We start from the raw sequence: 15,010 nt of genomic DNA, 5'->3' as shown, positions 1-15,010 counted from the left end.
TAACCGTGTTTAATCGACTTTATCCGAAACAGTTCGTCGCGTCAGTATTTGACATCGACCTTGAAGAATTGAAAGACCGTGGGGTACGCGTCATTTTGACGGACCTTGATAATACACTCGTGGCCTGGGACGTCCCGCACGCACCAGAGCTTCTTTTGCTATGGCTTGAAAAAGTGAAGTCACACGGACTCGATGTCATCGTCGTCTCGAATAACAACGAGAACCGCGTACGTACGTTCACGGAACCGCTCGGCCTTCACTATGTGGCACGTGCGAAAAAGCCGCTGCCGTCTGGATTCAAACAGGCGCTCGCGAAATATGGCTATTCGACGAAAGAAGCCATCTTCTTAGGCGATCAATTGTTCACGGACGTACTCGGCGCCAACATGGCCGGGATTCACGTCATCCACGTGCAACCGGTCGTCAAGACGGACGGACTCGTCACGAAGTTCAATCGCATGCTTGAAAAAGTCGTGTTCGCCCATATGAAACGCCGCGGGAAGTACGTGTTAATCACGAAAAAAGTTGAGGAGCTCGCCGTCGATGCGAAGCGCGCCAAAGTGGCGGTCGCTGAAAAAATCGGGGAAGCGATGCACTCACGTTCCGAAGATTCACATAAAAAAGATGAATAAGGACCTCGAACGCACAGGAAGAAGGAGGCTGTCCATGTACGGCGCGTAAGGCGTCGGAATTAACGCTTCAGGAGTAGCGGCGAGGCGCTACAGTGAATGAAGAAGAGGCAACTTAAATGACAGCAGACAACATTATGGAAGAAACAACACGTTATTGCGCCGGTTGCGGTGTCGCCATTCAAACGGAAGACCCGACCGGTGCCGGTTATGCACCGAAATCGGCACTCGATCGCGAGATCGTCATTTGCCAACGCTGCTTCAAATTGAAGCACTACAATCAAATCCAAGACGTCGAATTGACAGATGACGACTTCTTGCGCATCTTGAACGGCATCAGCGCCAAGGAAGCGCTCGTCATCAAAATCGTCGATATCTTCGACTTCAATGGCAGCTGGTTGCCAGGGCTTCAACGCTCGGTCGGCACGAACCCCGTTTTTTTGGTCGGGAACAAAGTCGATTTGTTGCCGAAGTCAGTCAACCCGAACCGGATGGCCAACTGGATGAAGTCTGAGGCGAAAGAACTCGGCTTGAACCCGGTCGATGTGCACTTGATCAGTGCGAAAAAAGGGCATGGCATCGACGAGCTCGCAGAAAAAATCGAATATTATCGTAAAGGCAAGGACGTCTATGTCGTCGGTTGTACGAACGTCGGGAAGTCGACGCTCATCAACCAAATCATCAAGCGTTTTGGGGCAGAGGACGAGGCCATCATCACGGTCAGTCATTTCCCGGGAACGACACTCGATTTGATTGACGTCCCGCTCGACGATGATGCGAACTTGTATGACACACCGGGAATCATCAACCGTCATCAAATGGCGCATTATGTCGATGCGAAAGATTTGAAGACGATCACGCCGAAAAAAGAGATTAAGCCGCACGTGTTCCAATTGAACCCGCAGCAGACACTCTTCTTCGGTGGACTCGCCCGTCTCGATTACATGGAGGGCAACAAACGCTCGTTCGTTGTCTACATGTCGAACGAGTTGAAGACACACCGGACCAAGCTCGACAAAGCAGATGAACTATACGAAAACCATATCGGTAAGATGCTCAACCCGCCGAACGAGAAGACGTTGCAACTGTTGCCACCGCTCGTGCGTCACGAGTTCAGTCTCCGTGACGGTGTCAAGACAGACATCGTCTTCAGCGGACTCGGTTGGGTCGCGATTCACGGAAAAGGTGGACGCATCGCCGCGTGGGCACCAAAAGGAGTTGCCGTCACATTGCGTGAGGCGCTCGTATGAGACTGGCCGTCATCGGTCACCCGATTGCTCATTCGCTCTCTCCCGTCCTGCACGAGCAGTGGCTGAGAGCGTCTGGGCTTTTCGGGCGCTATGAGGCGCTCGACGTCGCCCCGGAAGAACTCGCTGACATGTTTCAACAGATGCGTGACGGCGTCTGGGACGGATTCAACGTCACCATCCCGTATAAAGAGGCCGTCATCCCGTACTTGGACGCGCTCGATCCGGCGGCCGAAGCTGCCGGAGCCGTCAACACGGTGTATAAGCGAGACGGGAAGCTGATTGGGACGAACACGGACGGTGCCGGCCTTGTCGCCGCCCTCGACCGTTGGACCGATTGGACGGGCCGTGTGCTCGTCATCGGAGCAGGCGGGGCAGCGCGTGGCATCATCAGCGCCTTGCCGACCCGTGCCGTCACGGTCACGAATCGCACCTTAGAGCGGGCGGAGCGTCTCGCGGACGCGTTCGGCATCGAAGCGCTGGCGCTGTCGGATGTCGATATCGCACGGTACGACGTCATCATCCAGACGACATCGGTCGGCATGGACGGCGTCGATTCGCCACGATCGTTAAAAGGTTTACGACAAAATACCGTCGTTTGTGATATCATATATCGTCCACTCGTCACACCGTTTTTAAAGGAAGCCGCCGAAGCAGACGCGAAAATCGTCAACGGAACTGCCATGTTCGTCGGACAAGGCGCTTTGGCGTTTGAATATTGGACAGGTGTGAGACCGGATCAACTTGTCGGAATGAAGTTAATTGAAGACTTATTGGAGGAATAAATAGTATGTTATCAGGTAAACAAAAACGCTTTTTACGTGCCGAGGCACACCACCTCTCGCCGATTTATCAAGTCGGAAAAAATGGGGTCAGCGAAGCGATGTGCAAAGACATCAGCGACGCGCTCGAGAAACGTGAGCTCTTGAAAGTGCAAGTGCTACAAAACTGTGCCGATACGCCGAAAGACGTAGCCGGAGAATTGGCTGAAGGCACGAAAGCCGAAGTCGTTCAAGTCATCGGAAAAGTCATCGTCTTGTACAAACAGGCGACTGAGAAAGAAAATCGCCAAATCAAACTCCCATGAGCCGCATCGGCCTGATGGGAGGCACGTTCGACCCGCCGCATCTCGGTCATCTGTTGATTGCCGAGCAGGCGCGCGAACAGTTGGAGCTCGATGAGGTCTGGTTTCTGCCGGCGGCGATTCCGCCCCACAAGGCGGGTTTCAGCCCGGCCAAAGACCGAATCGAAATGACCCGGCGGGCGATTGCGGACCACCCCGCGTTCAAGCTGAACTTAATTGAGTTTGAACGTGACGAGCCGTCGTATACGGTCGAGACGATGAGACGGTTGCGGGACGTGTACCCGGACGACACGTTCTATTTCTTGATCGGGGCGGACTCGCTCGAATCTCTCGAGAAGTGGTACGATTACGAGACGCTCGTCACCCTCGTCACGTTCGGGGCCGTCGCGCGTCCGGGCAGCCGCTACCGCATCCCGAAACAGGCAGATGTGCGCGCGATCGATATGCCGCAACTCGAGATCTCGTCGACCGATATCCGGGAACGGGCGCGACGGGACAAGTCCATCAAGTATCTCGTCCCGGTCGATGTCGAAACTTATATCAAGGAGCGCGACTTGTATGACGTATGAGGAAGCACAATCATTGATTGAGGCGACGCTGCCCGAGAAACGCTATATCCACACGCTCGGTGTCGTCGAGACGGCCGAACGGTTGGCCCGCTTGTACGGGGCCGATGTGGAAGCGGCGCGACTGGCGGCCATGTTGCACGACTATGCGAAATATTTGGACGCCGACATGATGCGACAAGTCGTGGTAGAGGAGAATCTCAATCCGAGTTTGCTTGCGTTCGATGACGAACTGTTGCATGCGCCGGTCGGGGCCATCCTGTTAGACCGAGCGTATGACCTCGACCCGGCTGTCGTGTCCGCCATCAAGAACCATACGACCGGAGAACCGGGCATGTCCCGGCTCGACCAGATTTTATTCGTTGCGGACGCCATCGAACCGAATCGGTCGTATCCAGGCGTCGACGACTTGCGTGACCTCGCGGACCGTTCGCTCGAAGCGGCCGTCGTCGCGACGTTGCGCCAGACGATTGCTTATTTATTGAACAAGTCGGTGCGGATTTTCCCGCTGACGATTGAGACGTATAACCATTTTGTGAAAACACCCTAGGAGGTACAGTATGACTGTAAAAGAAGAATTAGAATTGATCGTGAAGGCCGCTGACGATAAGCGTGCCGAAGATATCGTCGTCCTCGACATGGAAGGCATCTCACCGGTCGCAGATTATTTCGTCATCTGCCACGGTAACTCAGAGAAGCAAGTCCAAGCGATCGCGCGCGAAATCAAAGACGTGGCCGGCGAGCATGAGCTCCCGCTCCACAAATTCGAAGGTATGGACTCGGCACGTTGGGTACTCGCTGACCTTGAGAACGTTGTCGTCCATATCTTCCATCGCGATGACCGCGACTACTACAACCTTGAAAAATTGTGGGCAGATGCGCCACACGTGGAAGTAGAAGTCGGCTAATGGCGTACGAAGGGTTCGCCTACGTCTACGATGAGTTAATGAAAGATGCCCCGTATGAGGACTGGGTCGCCTTCGTGCGTCGCCATGTCGAAGACGGTGCATCGCTTGCTGACGTCGGATGCGGGACGGGCTCGGCGACGATTCGCTTGGCGGAGCATTACGAGACGATTGGGCTCGACTTATCCGAGTCGATGCTCGAAGTCGCCCAAGAGAAAGCGCTCGAGGCAGGCATCACGCTCCCGCTCTGGCAACAAGATATGCGAGAGCTTGAATTGCCACATCCGGTCGACGCCGTGACGATCCTCTGTGACTCGCTCTGCTATCTTGAGGACGAGGCCGATGTCTTCGACACGTTCGAGGCGGTGTACGAACAATTGAAACCGGGCGGCATGTTCATCTTTGATGTGCACTCGCCGAACAAGATGCAGACGCTCTTCAACCAGAAGACGTACGCCTCGAACGGAGAAGATTGCTCGTATATCTGGTTCGCCGACCCTGGCGAGGCACCGCTCTCGGTCGTCCATGACTTGACGTTCTTCGTCGCCCTCGAGGATGGCACGTATGAGCGCGTCGAGGAGACACATGAGCAGCGGACGTATGAGCCGGGGCAATATATGCAGTGGCTCATCGGGGCCGGCTTCCATGTGAAATCGGTCACCGCTGACTTCACGGACCAGGCCCCGGGCCCGAACGCAGAACGAATCTTTTTTGTCGCCCAGAAATAAATGAGACCCCATCGATTGCGATGGGGTCTCGAGCTGTTAAAGAATCAAATCGCAACATGCGGTCTGATTCTTTTTTATTGATGGCTCTGCTCAAAGTGAAGCATTACTGCAGGCATGTTTGCCCAATTCGTGTTTCCGTGCCCCAAAGTCAGGTGTTTAATACTTGATTTATAAAGGCAGCTTTAGCCTGAGTATACTTTTCTCGGTCATTACGAAATTCTTTTGCTAAATGCTTTTTAAGAAGTCCGTACTCTTTTACAAGCGAAGGATTGTCTCGTAATTTATCTCGAAACTCAATCTGTTTTCCCCAACGACCTTCTGTCACTTTCATGATGTGTAAATGAGCAACTCGCTTATCATTTTTTACTTTCACAAAGAATCTGCGCCAGGATTGTCCATCTAGTTCAGGTGGTACATAGTGCCAACCATGCACCGTTAACGTCTCAACAATGTCATTGATTTTTTCAAACGATTCGATACTAATCATCACATCTATAATCGGTTTTGCGGGTAGACCAGGAACGGACGTACTACCTATGTGTTCTGCCTCCTTGATGTCAAACTTTGAAAGTAAGTCGAACAATTCTCTTGTTTCTTGTAGACCTAATCGTGCCCACTGTACATTAGAATCTTCAATTTCAATAGTCTCATAAGCCCAAATCGGAATATTTGAATGTTCATGTTTGTCTTCTTTCATGAGTTTATCCCATCTCCCTGAAAGTTTTTTCACTTTATACGCAATACCTCGTTTAATAACGCGATATAGAGAACCAAATATCTTTATCTCATTTTGCTTACAGCCTTGTTTCTCCGTTCACAAGTAATTCAGCATTGATTCATGGCCCCATCATATTGCTAATCATAAAAAGAGTCGAAAGACCCCATCGCAAGTAGCATGGGGTCTTTGTCATGGTCAAGCCTCGTGACTGAATTGCCATTGGACGCCGAATCGATCCTCGACCATGCCGTACGCCTTGCTCCAAAACGTCTCTTGGAGCGGCATGAGGATACGGCCGCCGTCAGATAAGGCATCGAATTCGCGACGGATGGCGTCGAGGTCGTCGGTCACGACGGCGAGCGTGATGTTCTGCCCGAACGTGACCGGACCGTCCGGCATGGCGTCCGAAAACATGAGCGATGTGCCGTGGACGCTCAGCCGGGCATGGAGGACGAGGTCGGCGAGCTCGTCCGGTACCGGTTCACCGTCCGGTCCAGGCTTGGCCGCGAACGTCATGATGTCTGGGGCGGGCTCGGCGAAGACGTCGGCATAGAACAGGACGGCGTCGCGACAGTCGCCGTTGAAATTGAGATACGGGGTAATTGGCATGAGTGGTTCCTCCTCAACTTGTTTCTTTCAGTATGGGACAAACGGATGACGGAAGAATCCGACAAAAGCACGAATTTTCGGACCGGGTTGTTGAAACGGTCGTTGAAACGGGAATGGGATAGATGAGACATTCTTACGAAGGAAGGCGCACGAGATGAAATGGACACGAGGACGTCTACTGGAATTCGGGTTCGTGTTGTTCATGGCGGTCATACTCGTCACGTCAATCATCGAAGGAGCGTGGTTTGACGCGAGCGTCGCCGGTGCGGGGATTGTGTCGGGCCTGATTCCGTTCATCCTCGAGAAGACGTTCAAAACCGAGTTCGACGCCAAAATGAAAGTCGCCTATATCTTATTCTTGTTCGCGTCACAGTATTTGGGGTCGATTGTCGGTCTGTATTCGAACGGATGGTGGGACACGTTTCTGCACGTCTTGAGCGGCGTCTTCTTGGCGTTTCTCGGCTTCGATTTTTTAAGTCGACTCGATGAGGACGTCCGGCTCGAAATGCCGAAGCGGTTCGTGTTCGTTTATATCGTCGTCTTCGCGATGGCGGGGGCGGCGCTATGGGAAATGTATGAATTTACATCGGATTTGGTGTTGAACACGACGATGCAAGGGAACGGGAATGACGACACGATGGTCGACATCGTCGCGGGATCGCTTGGGGGCATCATCGCAGCCTTGCTTGTGACGGAGATTCATCGCAAAGAACAACGCAAGAAACGTAAAGATTGAAAGCGGTTGCAAAACGCCGGGCATTGCTCGAGCGTTTTATTTGTAATAATTATTATCTTTTAATATCATTAATTTTGTAAGAATGATTATAAAGAGGAGGCAACAATATGGATCAACATCGTCGTTTAACTACTAACCAAGGCGTCCCAATCGGGGACAACGCCAACTCCATCACAGCGGGTCGCCGCGGCCCGACACTTCTCGAAGATTATCAACTCATTGAAAAACTCGCCCACTTTGACCGTGAGCGCGTGCCGGAGCGGGTCGTTCATGCCCGTGGTGCTGGAGCACACGGTGTCTTCAAAGTTAAAAATAGCATGAAACGATATACAAAAGCCAAATTTTTGCAGGAAGAGGGACAAGAGACACCAATTTTCGCTCGCTTCTCAACCGTCATCCATGGTCTCGGCTCACCGGAGACGCTTCGTGACCCACGTGGATTCTCGGTCAAGTTTTACACGGAAGAAGGGAACTATGATTTCGTCGGAAACAACTTGCCAGTCTTCTTCATCCGTGACGCCATCAAATTCCCAGACGTGATCCACTCGCTCAAACCGGACCCACGCACGAACTTACAAGACCCGGACCGTTTCTTCGACTTCATGTCGCTCACGCCGGAATCGACGAGCATGCTCATCCACTTGTTCAGCGATGAAGGGATTCCAGCTTCGTATCGTCATATGCGCGGTTCATCGGTCCACTCATTCAAATGGGTCAACGAATACGGAAACACGGTGTACATAAAACTCCGTTGGGTCCCGAAACAAGGTATTAAAAACTTGTCGATGGAAGAAGCGGCGAAAGTACAGGCCGAAGACTTCAACCACGCGACACGCGACTTGTTCAACGCCATCGAAGAAGGGGACTTCCCAGAATGGGATCTTTACGTCCAAATCCTCGACCCGGCCGATATGGACAACTTCGACTTCGATCCGCTCGACGCGACAAAAGATTGGTTCGAGGATGTCATCCCGTATCAACTCGTCGGGACGATGACACTCAACAAGAACGTCGACAACTACTTTGCGGAGACGGAATCGGTCGGCTTCAACCCGGGCGTGCTCGTACCTGGGATTCAACCGTCTGAAGACAAGATGCTCCAAGGCCGCTTGTTCTCGTATTCGGATACGCAACGCTACCGCATCGGTGCGAACTATCTCCAACTCCCGATCAACTGCCCGTTCGCACAAGTGTCGAACAACCAGCGTGATGGCGCGATGCCGTTCAAGCAACAGACGAGCACGGTCAACTATGAGCCGAACCGCTACGAGGACGCACCGAAACCGGACGCGGCTTATATCGAGACGGAGCAGCCGCTCACAGGCGTAGCCGGGCGTCAGAAAATCGAGAAGACGAACGACTTCGGTCAAGCCGGAGAAGTGTACCGTCGCTACTCGGAAGAAGAGAAGACGACACTTGTGAACAACTTGGTGGCGCACATTAAAGAAGTTCGCCATGAGAACACGGTGCTCCTCTTGATCTGCAACTTCTACCGGGCCGACCGCGACCTTGGCGCGCGTCTCTCGAAAGAATTGAACGTCGATATCACACCGTTCTTGAATCAAGTCACAGAATAAATATGTAAGCAGAGTGGGGAACGCCACTCTGCTTTTTTTACGTATATTAGAGAGAGGAGGGACTTTCTGATGGAATAAGCCGATTATACTTAGGCTGAAGTCGTTGCCCGTTGCTTTATCTAGTTTAGCAGTCAGAGCCATTGGAAATACGTTACGTATAAAGACTAAAGTAAAATCAGATGAGACAGCTATCAAAAAACTTAAAAGGGAGCGATACGAATGTTTAATAAAAAGGCAAAACAACCAATAGATAAGCGCTTTGACGAAAAATTGGTTCAAACTACGGAACAAGGAAGCATGATTTCTATATGGGTGGATCGTCAAACTGGTGTGAACTATATCTATACTTGGTCTGCCCAAGGATGTACTCTCACACCTTTATTAAATGAAAAAAGTGAAGTGATTGTAACAAATGTCGAACCGATTGATTGAAAGTTCTTTGTTGCCGAGTGGAGTGAAGTCGCGAACATTGTCTGAAACGTTCCCTTTATGCCAAGATAAGAAAAAAGGGGGATGCTTCATGAATCAAGTCATCGACACATTACTGAATCACCGCTCCGTCCGTTCATTCACGGACGAGGCGTTGACCGACGAACAAATTCGACTCATCGTCGAGAGTTCCCAGCGCGCATCGACGTCTAGCTTCATCCAAGCGTATTCGATTATCGGGGTAAGTGATCCGGAGAAGAAAGCACGACTCGCCGAGATTGCTGGTAACCAGCAATACGTCATCGACAACGGTCACTTCTTCGTCTTCTGCGCCGATTTGTATCGACACGAGTTGATTGGAGAACTGCGGGACGCCGAAGTGAATGCGACGCTCGAAACGGACGAGAAGTTGCTCGTCGCCGTCATCGATGCCGCACTCGCCTCACAGAACGCGGTCGTCGCCGCCGAGTCGATGGGCCTCGGCATCTGCTATATCGGGGGGATTCGTAATGACATGTTCGCCGCGAAGGAAGTACTCGGTCTGCCGGAGCGGGTATTACCGCTCTTCGGACTTGCCGTCGGTGTTCCGGCGCACGTCGAAGGCCAGAAGCCGCGCCTCCCGCTCGAACATATTTATCACGAAAACACATACGTCGCCGACACCGAGCAATTGAAACAAGAACTCGATGCGTATGATGCGACGATTCACGACTACTATGCGGCACGCGGGTCGAACCAACGAAGCGACACGTGGACCGGACAAATGGGACGGATGTTGTCGAAACCGACCCGGCTCGACGTGAAAGACTTTTTGAAGACACAAGGTTACTCAAAGCAAAACTAAGAACCGCTTAGGCGGTTTTTAGTTTTGCCACGCTATCTAAGCAGGAGGGGGCCATCATAATAAAAAGAATCAAAACTATATTAATCTGTACGCTGATCGTTTCAATCATACTGATTGTATTTACTTCGTTTGAATTTCTAATGTTGAACCTTTTCGGTCTACAATATGAATCATTGTGGAGTCTGCTTCTCTTTTTCTTCATATATGGAATTTCAGAGATTCCGACCAACTTATTTCTATCTGCATGCTTGAAGGCGTTGAAGACGCTCGAAATTATCCAATCCCATAAAGGGGTGTTCGCCTTGTTCCTACACATTGCGAGTACATATATCATCCTTCACGTCATTGACCGCTGGATGGCATCGGTGTCGATTTCACAACTAGGAATATTCTTGTTCTCGCTTGTCACCGGTCTAATCGGCTGGTTATCCATTCAACAGGACCCGACACCTCCAAAACGAGGCTAGAAAGCATTTGAAGCATACAAAAAAAAGCTGAGTGAATGACGGCGATACAAAAAAGGGTTGGCGTTCTCTCGATTGAGAAAAGCCAATCCTTTTTTTAATCGGTATGGGTTTTAAGCCAGGCGTGGTCAATCGCCCCGAACTGCTTGGCAACGATGACGCCATCTTCATCGAGGACGTACGTCGTCGGCATCGCTTGAATCCGGTACGCATCCCCGACAATCCCGTTCTCGTCATAGACGACCTCGAACGCGTCTTCATATGGGGCGACAAACGATTCGGCATCAGCGACATCTCGTTCGCTCGTCGTCGCATTGACCGCGACGATGGTCACATCGTCTTGTTCACGGGCAAACTTGGCCATGTCCGGCATCTCGGCCCGGCAAGGCGGGCACCATGACGCCCAGAAGTTGACGACGACACGCTGTCCACGTAACTCCTCCAAGTTGAACGTCGTCCCATCCGTCCGCTTCAGTTCGAAGTTCGGCGGCATTTGACCGATATTCAACCCGGTCTGAGACGAGTCCGCCTCGAGCCGTGGCGTCTCGTCTGGCAGGCTGGCGTTGATGACGGCGAGCAGGACGAGAAGGGCGAGTCCGTATTGGACCGCCTTTTTAGACGGCCGCGCCATATATACGGCGATGGCGAAGAGCCCGACGAATAGGATGAGTCCCCACCATTCGAACGTGCCGGTCACATAAGTCCCGATCAACCAAATCGCGATAGTACCGACTCCCGTCCAAATCAACGCCCCGAGCGTCGGTGTCCGCATCCAGCGCCACGTCACGACGAGCAACAAGCTGATGAGGACGGCCATGTAGATGTGGAGCGGCTGCGGTGACGAAAGCAGCGGGAGCGTCCCATATTTCGGAACGACGACCGTCGTCGCAAACCAAAGGGATAAGGCCGAAAACAACCAATAGCCACGGAGGTGAGCATCGAGCCGGAACACGAAGAATGCAATCACACCGGCGGCGATGAGCAGTGACCACGTGCCTCTGGTCGCATAGAGGGACAAGGCGAGACTGCCCGTCGAGGCGAGCCCGAGGACGATGGCGCTTCCTTTCCAAGCGAGGAACCCGGCGAACCATGTACCGAGGACGGCGTCTCGTTCTTTTTCGGCCAAGCCGATTTTTTTTAAACCGATGTAGAGAATGAGCAGGCTGGCCATCATGGCCAGTAAATCGAGTCGAACGTTCAATGGACCGATCGCAATCACACAATCCCTCCTAGAGAAAAAGCGCCCAGACGAGTGGGCGCTTTCTTTGTTTGTAGTATAGCATTAGCCGATTTGTTCTGCATTGAGGACAGTTTTCATCGCACCGTAGCCACCGAGGATGTTTTGGATATCCTTGTAGCCGAGTGATTGAAGCACGCTCGCGGCCATCCGTGAACGGACGCCTGATGCACAGTGAACGGCAATCGTTTGGTCGGTCGGGAGACCTGCATGGTCACGTGCCAACTTACCGAGGAGGATACGCTCGGCTTTTTCATAGTGGCTCGCGTTCCATTCCGTCGCATTGCGGACGTCGAGGACGAAGACGTCACCTTTTTCAGCCGACTCGATTGCTTGCTCGGCTGTCACGTCCGTGTATGTTTCCGTCAACAGCTCTTGACCGAGCTCTTCGACAGGGATGACGAAGCGGAGACGATCGAGACCGATCGATTGAAGGTCCGTCTGTACTTGCTCGACGTCTTCCGCGCTCGCGATGAGCGTGATGTCTTTGTCGAAGTTGACGAGCCAGCCGGCCCATGAGACGAACTTCGTGTTGTAAGGGATGTTGATTGTGCCCGGAACGTGTCCTTTGGCAAACTCTTCACCTTTACGTGTATCGACGACTTGTGTCTCGTCGACGAGCGTGTCGAGACGGTCCGTGCCGACGACTTCTGGACGAGCAATCATGTTCGTCACTTGAACGCCTTCTTTGTTTACTTTCTTCATCATTGCGAAGTAGTTCGGCGGTTCTGGTTGGTCCGTCGTCAATTCTTTGATGAAGGCGTCTTTGTCTGTCATTTGGAGCGCCCAGTTCGTCGCTTTCTCGTAACCGACCGTCGAAGTCGGGATGGCGCCGAGCGCTTTCCCACAGGCACTGCCGGCACCATGGCCCGGCCAGACTTGAACGAAGTCAGGAAGGTCTTTGAACTTCTTGAGCGAGTCAAACATTTGCTCGGCGCCGATGGCTGTCGTGCCTTTTACGCCGGCTGCTTCTTCAAGCAGGTCAGGACGACCGATGTCACCGACGAAGACGAAGTCGCCTGTGAAGATCCCCATCGGTTGTGTTTGGTTGCGGTCATAGAGCAAGAACGAGATATGTTCTGGCGTGTGACCTGGTGTATGCATGACTTCAAGTGTGACGTTACCGACTTTGAACGTGTCACCGTCTTTGACGAGTTTCGAGTCGATGTCTTTCGCGAACGCATATTTCCATGACGCGTCGCCTTCGTCTGATAGGTAAGCTGTTGAACCGGTGCGATTCGCTAGTTCGAGTGAACCAGATACGAAGTCGGCGTGGATGTGAGTCTCAGCTGTTGCGACAATTTTCATGCCTTCTTTTTCAGCTTCTTGAAGATACGGTGTGATGTTACGGGCCGGGTCGATGACGACGGCTTCGCCGGTCATTTGGCAACCGACCATATAAGATGCTTGTGCTAATTTTTGATCATAGAAATAACGTAATAACATGTGAAATACCCCCTAAGAATAGTTGACTGTGAACGATTTTGGTTTTTTAACTGTATATATAGAAGATTGTTAGACCGTTTCGCCTGTCCAGCTCATCATGCCGCCATCGACGTTGATGACATCGAAGCCGAGTGAGTCAAGGTACGCCGAAGCGTTCATACTCCGTCCGCCTGCCGCACAGATGACGTGAATCGGTTTCGAACGATCGAGCTCATCGACTTTCGCACCGAATTCAGAGAGCGGGACGTTTTTCGCTTGCTTGATGTGGCCGCCTGCATACTCGTCTGTCTCGCGCACATCAATCAAGTTGAGTGACTCGTCAGCTTGAAGCAACGTTTCTAGTTCAGTCGTCGAAATGGTTTTCATGAGTGATAAATCTCCTTTGTCGTTTAAGAATTTTTAAAGTGAGTTTCTTTCGTTGTTTTCAATATACCCCCTGAGGTATACTGAGTGCAAGAAAAAGAATCGGAGGTCGAAAATTGAAGAAAATCATGATAATTGTATCGATTTTAGTGCTGTCGACGGTCGGAATCGTCATTTTCACGTCAAATGAGAGTGGAATTACAAAAATCGACGTCGAAACACTACAAAACAGATTGGAAAACGAAGAAATAACCTTATTAGACGTCCGAGAATTGGATGAATACGATGGGGGGCATATCGAAGGAGCGGTGAACGCACCACTTTCTTCATTAGATGAAATCGAATTGCCTTATCTGAAAGACGATCCGATTTATGTCATCTGTCGGAGCGGGAACCGGAGTGCCCAAGCGGCCCAGCTGTTGCAAGAACGTGGCTACACTGAAATCTATGACGTCTCAGGCGGCATGATTGCCTGGGAACAAAAATAAAACTTACTTATTAATTAGGGTAGGGAATTGGAGGAGTTAGTATGGAATTTGGATTTATCATCACCATCTTTTTGATTAGCTTCATCGGGTCGTTCATTTCAGGGATGGTCGGGATTGGCGGATCGATCATTAAATATCCGATGTTGTTGTACATTCCGCCGCTTCTCGGATTTGCGGCGTTCAGTGCCCACGAAGTGTCAGGAATCAGTGCGATTCAAGTTTTCTTTGCGACCATCGGCGGGATTTATGCGTACCGGAAAGGTGGCTATTTGAATAAGCAGCTCATCCTATATATGGGTGTCGCCGTCTTAATCGGAAGTTTCATCGGCGGCTATGGCTCGACGCTCTTGTCTGAGAACTTGATTAACGTCGTCTACGCCGTGCTCGCGACGATTGCGACGATTATGATGTTCTTACCGAAAAAGAACGTCGAGGACGTCCCGCTTGATCAAGTCACATTCAATAAAGTGATTGCGGCAGGTTCGGCGTTCATCGTCGGGGTGGCCGCAGGGATTGTCGGGGCGGCAGGGGCGTTCATCTTGATGCCGATCATGCTCGTCGTGCTCCGCATCCCGACGAAGATGGCAATCGCGAGTTCGCTTGCCATCACGTTCATCTCGTCCATCGGCTCGACGGCCGGTAAAATCATTACCGATCAAATCGTCTGGGAACCTGCTGTCATCATGATTATCGCCAGTTTGATTGCGGCTCCAATCGGCGCGAACGTCGGTAAGAATATGAAGACGAAGTCACTGCAACTCATTTTGGCACTGCTCATCTTGGCGAGTACAGTAAAAATTTGGATGGATATCATCGAATGAGCGAATCACCCATAACTGGCTACCGAGGCGACTAGGTAGCCGTTTTTGCGTAAAATTTGCTATGAGATTGTTAAGTTTGTGTATAGTTGTAAACATCAATTGGTTGAATTGAGTTCAAG

Annotated in this window: 20 protein-coding genes; 15 read left to right on the top strand and 5 right to left on the bottom strand. The window is 51.5% G+C overall.

Features of this window, described 5'->3' with window-relative positions; translation table 11 throughout:
- Positions 1 to 5: 5 nt before the first annotated feature.
- From KNP83_RS09925 to KNP83_RS09890, 8 genes are all read left to right on the top strand, one after another.
- Positions 6 to 632, top strand: coding sequence for a YqeG family HAD IIIA-type phosphatase (locus KNP83_RS09925; RefSeq protein WP_021066653.1), 627 nt, complete (start codon positions 6 to 8; stop codon positions 630 to 632).
- A 134-nt stretch (positions 633 to 766) separates the two neighbouring features.
- On the top strand, positions 767 to 1,879 hold the full coding sequence (yqeH, locus tag KNP83_RS09920) for a ribosome biogenesis GTPase YqeH (protein ID WP_214762413.1): 1,113 nt from the start codon (positions 767 to 769) through the stop codon (positions 1,877 to 1,879).
- Entirely contained in the window at positions 1,876 to 2,661 is a 786-nt protein-coding gene (gene aroE / locus KNP83_RS09915; RefSeq protein ID WP_214762316.1) for a shikimate dehydrogenase, read from the top strand. The genes yqeH and aroE overlap by 4 nt, the downstream gene beginning before the upstream one ends.
- Before the next feature lie 5 nt (positions 2,662 to 2,666).
- Positions 2,667 to 2,963 (top strand): ribosome assembly RNA-binding protein YhbY, encoded by a 297-nt coding sequence (gene yhbY / locus KNP83_RS09910; protein ID WP_034776635.1) that lies wholly within the window; start codon positions 2,667 to 2,669, stop codon positions 2,961 to 2,963.
- The gene (locus tag KNP83_RS09905) at positions 2,960 to 3,529 is read left to right on the top strand and encodes a nicotinate-nucleotide adenylyltransferase (protein ID WP_214762315.1); all 570 of its coding nucleotides are present in this window, start codon (positions 2,960 to 2,962) and stop codon (positions 3,527 to 3,529) included. The genes yhbY and KNP83_RS09905 overlap by 4 nt, the downstream gene beginning before the upstream one ends.
- Entirely contained in the window at positions 3,519 to 4,076 is a 558-nt protein-coding gene (gene yqeK, locus KNP83_RS09900) for a bis(5'-nucleosyl)-tetraphosphatase (symmetrical) YqeK (protein ID WP_214762314.1), read from the top strand. The genes KNP83_RS09905 and yqeK overlap by 11 nt, the downstream gene beginning before the upstream one ends.
- Before the next feature lie 10 nt (positions 4,077 to 4,086).
- Positions 4,087 to 4,434: a ribosome silencing factor gene (gene rsfS / locus KNP83_RS09895; RefSeq protein ID WP_034776639.1), complete on the top strand. Its 348-nt coding sequence runs from the start codon at positions 4,087 to 4,089 to the stop codon at positions 4,432 to 4,434.
- The gene (locus KNP83_RS09890; protein WP_214762313.1) at positions 4,434 to 5,159 is read left to right on the top strand and encodes a class I SAM-dependent DNA methyltransferase; all 726 of its coding nucleotides are present in this window, start codon (positions 4,434 to 4,436) and stop codon (positions 5,157 to 5,159) included. The genes rsfS and KNP83_RS09890 overlap by 1 nt, the downstream gene beginning before the upstream one ends.
- Before the next feature lie 148 nt (positions 5,160 to 5,307).
- Here the strand turns inward: KNP83_RS09890 and KNP83_RS09885 are convergent, their stop codons facing one another.
- Together KNP83_RS09885 and KNP83_RS09880 are read right to left on the bottom strand one after the other, a co-directional pair.
- On the bottom strand, positions 5,308 to 5,856 hold the full coding sequence (locus KNP83_RS09885; protein ID WP_214762312.1) for a GrpB family protein: 549 nt from the start codon (positions 5,854 to 5,856) through the stop codon (positions 5,308 to 5,310).
- A gap of 216 nt (positions 5,857 to 6,072) precedes the next feature.
- Positions 6,073 to 6,486: a VOC family protein gene (locus KNP83_RS09880; protein WP_214762311.1), complete on the bottom strand. Its 414-nt coding sequence runs from the start codon at positions 6,484 to 6,486 to the stop codon at positions 6,073 to 6,075.
- 154 nt (positions 6,487 to 6,640) lie between these two features.
- Between KNP83_RS09880 and KNP83_RS09875 the strand changes: the two genes are divergently transcribed.
- The 5 genes from KNP83_RS09875 (at position 6,641) to KNP83_RS09855 (ending at position 10,539) form a co-directional block, all read left to right on the top strand.
- Positions 6,641 to 7,222, top strand: a complete 582-nt coding sequence (locus tag KNP83_RS09875) for a DUF2238 domain-containing protein (RefSeq protein WP_214762310.1) — start codon at positions 6,641 to 6,643, stop codon at positions 7,220 to 7,222.
- A gap of 107 nt (positions 7,223 to 7,329) precedes the next feature.
- A complete protein-coding gene (locus KNP83_RS09870) occupies positions 7,330 to 8,799 on the top strand; it encodes a catalase (RefSeq protein ID WP_214762309.1) in 1,470 nt (489 codons plus the stop codon).
- 219 nt (positions 8,800 to 9,018) lie between these two features.
- Positions 9,019 to 9,231, top strand: a complete 213-nt coding sequence (locus KNP83_RS09865) for a DUF6440 family protein (protein WP_214762308.1) — start codon at positions 9,019 to 9,021, stop codon at positions 9,229 to 9,231.
- Positions 9,232 to 9,319: 88 nt separating this feature from the next.
- Positions 9,320 to 10,072 carry an oxygen-insensitive NADPH nitroreductase gene (nfsA, locus tag KNP83_RS09860; RefSeq protein WP_214762307.1) on the top strand — a complete coding sequence of 251 codons (753 nt, stop codon included), beginning with the start codon at positions 9,320 to 9,322 and terminating at the stop codon, positions 10,070 to 10,072.
- 53 nt (positions 10,073 to 10,125) lie between these two features.
- On the top strand, positions 10,126 to 10,539 hold the full coding sequence (locus KNP83_RS09855) for a YrvL family regulatory protein (RefSeq protein WP_214762412.1): 414 nt from the start codon (positions 10,126 to 10,128) through the stop codon (positions 10,537 to 10,539).
- Positions 10,540 to 10,633: 94 nt separating this feature from the next.
- On the opposite strand, the gene KNP83_RS09850 is transcribed toward KNP83_RS09855, so the two are convergent.
- From KNP83_RS09850 to KNP83_RS09840, 3 genes are all read right to left on the bottom strand, one after another.
- Positions 10,634 to 11,755 carry a TlpA family protein disulfide reductase gene (locus KNP83_RS09850; RefSeq protein WP_214762306.1) on the bottom strand — a complete coding sequence of 374 codons (1,122 nt, stop codon included), beginning with the start codon at positions 11,753 to 11,755 and terminating at the stop codon, positions 10,634 to 10,636.
- Between the two features lie 63 nt (positions 11,756 to 11,818).
- Positions 11,819 to 13,219, bottom strand: a complete 1,401-nt coding sequence (locus KNP83_RS09845) for an MBL fold metallo-hydrolase (protein ID WP_214762305.1) — start codon at positions 13,217 to 13,219, stop codon at positions 11,819 to 11,821.
- Positions 13,220 to 13,288: 69 nt separating this feature from the next.
- Positions 13,289 to 13,585 carry a rhodanese-like domain-containing protein gene (locus KNP83_RS09840; RefSeq protein WP_214762304.1) on the bottom strand — a complete coding sequence of 99 codons (297 nt, stop codon included), beginning with the start codon at positions 13,583 to 13,585 and terminating at the stop codon, positions 13,289 to 13,291.
- A gap of 113 nt (positions 13,586 to 13,698) precedes the next feature.
- Here KNP83_RS09840 and KNP83_RS09835 point away from each other — a divergent pair, with 113 nt between their 5' ends.
- Together KNP83_RS09835 and KNP83_RS09830 are read left to right on the top strand one after the other, a co-directional pair.
- On the top strand, positions 13,699 to 14,070 hold the full coding sequence (locus KNP83_RS09835) for a rhodanese-like domain-containing protein (RefSeq protein ID WP_251139299.1): 372 nt from the start codon (positions 13,699 to 13,701) through the stop codon (positions 14,068 to 14,070).
- Between the two features lie 41 nt (positions 14,071 to 14,111).
- The gene (locus KNP83_RS09830; protein WP_214762303.1) at positions 14,112 to 14,891 is read left to right on the top strand and encodes a sulfite exporter TauE/SafE family protein; all 780 of its coding nucleotides are present in this window, start codon (positions 14,112 to 14,114) and stop codon (positions 14,889 to 14,891) included.
- Positions 14,892 to 15,010 lie beyond the last annotated feature (119 nt).

This window comes from Exiguobacterium sp. s146 (genome assembly GCF_018618415.1).
Lineage (GTDB): Bacteria > Bacillota > Bacilli > Exiguobacteriales > Exiguobacteriaceae > Exiguobacterium.
The sequence above is the reverse complement of the archived record's forward strand: the minus strand, read 5'-3'. Positions and strand labels throughout refer to the sequence as shown.